This is a genomic window from Vibrio sp., assembly GCF_038138445.1.
In the GTDB taxonomy this organism is placed as follows: Bacteria; Pseudomonadota; Gammaproteobacteria; order Enterobacterales; family Vibrionaceae; genus Vibrio.
The window spans coordinates 1-2,250 of record NZ_JAYQDQ010000176.1 but is presented as its reverse complement, the minus strand read 5'-3'; the positions used below and the strand labels follow the sequence as shown (position 1 = coordinate 2,250).

4 protein-coding genes are annotated in these 2,250 nt (G+C 40.7%); all 4 read left to right on the top strand.

The window, feature by feature from the left end:
- Window positions 1–265, top strand: a 265-nt coding sequence (locus AAFM34_RS20805) for a hypothetical protein (RefSeq protein ID WP_341666171.1), incomplete at its 5' end; no start/stop codon positions are given.
- Window positions 240–1,061 (top strand): thymidylate synthase, encoded by an 822-nt coding sequence (gene thyA, locus AAFM34_RS20800; protein WP_341666169.1) that lies wholly within the window; start codon window positions 240–242, stop codon window positions 1,059–1,061. The genes AAFM34_RS20805 and thyA, both read left to right, overlap by 26 nt.
- Window positions 1,062–1,067: 6 nt before the next feature.
- On the top strand, window positions 1,068–1,928 hold the full coding sequence (locus AAFM34_RS20795; RefSeq protein WP_341666167.1) for a MazG-like family protein: 861 nt from the start codon (window positions 1,068–1,070) through the stop codon (window positions 1,926–1,928).
- On the top strand, window positions 1,925–2,149 hold the full coding sequence (locus AAFM34_RS20790) for a hypothetical protein (protein WP_341666165.1): 225 nt from the start codon (window positions 1,925–1,927) through the stop codon (window positions 2,147–2,149). The genes AAFM34_RS20795 and AAFM34_RS20790 overlap by 4 nt, the downstream gene beginning before the upstream one ends.
- Window positions 2,150–2,250 lie beyond the last annotated feature (101 nt).

Sequence of the window (2,250 nt, the reverse complement as noted above, 5' to 3'; positions counted from 1 at the left end):
GAAAAAAGAAAAGAAAACCGAATGGGGTGACTTTTATAGATCGGAAGAAGAGTTTGAAGCAATGCGATGGTGCATAAAGAACGGCATTACCGTTGGCCCACTTGCGGCAGAAAAAGGTAAAGCAAACCCGTCAAACTATTTTATTGAGATAACTATTCGAGGTGAAAAGAACAAATCACCAGAAAGCTTCCCAGCAAAAGAAACGTGGAAACAAATTTATAAATACTATAAATATTATTATGACAAATATCGAGGATCAATATGAAAAACTACTTCTCGAACTTCTTACGGCGCCTAAGAAAGACGACCGTACAGGAACTGGAACTCGCGCTGTATTTGGCCGTACTTTACGCCACAGCATGTGTAATGGCTTTCCTCTTCTTACGGGCAAGCGTATCTATCATAATTCAGCCATAGGCGAATTGCTTTGGATACTTAACGGCCGCACCGACATGCAGTACTTGCACGACAATAAAATTACTTATTGGGACGCAGATTACAAGCGTTCGGGTCGTGACGACGGCAACTTAGGTCCTGTTTATGGACACCAATGGCGTTCATTCAATGGTGTAGACCAGTTGGCAAATTTAGTTGCTGAAATCAAGAATAATCCAACTTCGCGTCGCTTAATAGTAAATGCGTGGAACCCGGCTGATATACCTGATATGGTATTACCTCCATGCCATTATGGCTTTCAAGTATTCGTTAACGACGGCAAGCTTGATTTAATGTGGCAACAACGTTCTGCCGACGTGTTCTTAGGTTTGCCTTACGATATCGCAATGTATGGTTTACTTCTTGAGCTACTTGCTAAAGGTGCTGACCTTGAACCAGGTGAGCTTATTGCGCAACTCGGCGATTGTCACTTATACAGCAACCACCGCGATCAGGCTATTAAGTATATCGGTAGAATAAAAGAAGCGAAGCTGCCAACACTTGCATTAAGTAAAGGTATTAGCTACGATAAAGGCCAATTGGAAATACCAACTAAGTATAACATTGCAGTTTTAAACTATGACCCACACCCTGCAATACCGGCACCATTATCGGTGGGAACATAAGACAAAATGACATACTATATTTATCACATTCCAGGTCAAAAAATAGGCGTAACACGTGATCTTAATAAGAGAGTAACTCAGCAACAAGGATATGCTGAAGGTGAATACGAAGTTCTATTTGAGGGTGAAGATATCGACGAGGTATCAAGGCTAGAGATAGAACTTCAAAAGTCTTACGGCTATCGCGTTGACACTAAACTATATAAGAATTTATTTAAACCAAAACATATGAGAGTAAACCCAACAAACCAAACCACAACATTCCCTGTACCGGTTGAAAAACTTAAAGGCCGCCTTATGGACAACATTGGGCTAAGCTGGATCACGCCACAGGGTTATAGATTTACTATCGATAAAACCAACATTCGTTGGATTATGGATAATGTAAATATATCACACTTCAATACTGAGCGATGCTTTATTTATAACAAAGCATTCCACGAGTACGAGCAAAATCGCTTTAAGAAAGAAGATGCGCCGGAAAACGAATGCTGTATTGGCGAATACCAGCCGTTTGATAATATCAGATGCTGGGCTAGAGAGCGCGGCATATATGATAGAGGCGATGTTAAAACACAATATGCAAAACTAATGGAAGAGGCTGGTGAGTTAGCCAAAGCTATTCTAAAGCAAGATGACATTGAATTTGTTGATGCTATCGGCGATTGCGTTGTTGTATTAACTAACCTTGCATACCTTGGCGGGTATTCTATCGAAGAATGCATTGAAGCTGCATGGACGCAAATATCAACGCGCAAGGGCAAAATGCAGAACGGCACGTTTGTTAAAGACTCGTTTGAAAAACAGACGATGCCTAAAGACAGCACTATCTCTGCTTACCTAAAATCTAAAGCTGCTACATTATGAAAATAGTTCCAATGCAATTTAGAGACCCTGTAGTCGAGCGCGTATGCAAACGCTTTCAGGATCGATCAGATGTAGGTTATGTAAAATACGGCGTTACACTCGAAAATGACCCAAGCGAAATGCTTACTTGGCTTAATCATTTACAAGAAGAGCTTATGGATGCCGTCTTGTATTTGCAAAAAGCTAAAGAAAAGTATGAAGCAGAGAGCTCCAAGGAGTAATATGAAAAAAAGATATAGCAGAAAAAAAGGACCAGTAAGATCGAAGAAGGTGTCTATTGATGGCATCAACTTCGCCTCCGGGCTTGAGAAGTATATGTATC

What these genes read in the sequence shown, in the direction of transcription:
- thyA (WP_341666169.1), top strand. Translation starts at nt 240, where the DNA reads ATGACAAATATCGAGGATCAATATGAAAAACTACTTCTCGAACTTCTT.
- AAFM34_RS20795 (WP_341666167.1), top strand. Translation starts at nt 1,068, where the DNA reads ATGACATACTATATTTATCACATTCCAGGTCAAAAAATAGGCGTAACA.
- AAFM34_RS20790 (WP_341666165.1), top strand. Translation starts at nt 1,925, where the DNA reads ATGAAAATAGTTCCAATGCAATTTAGAGACCCTGTAGTCGAGCGCGTA.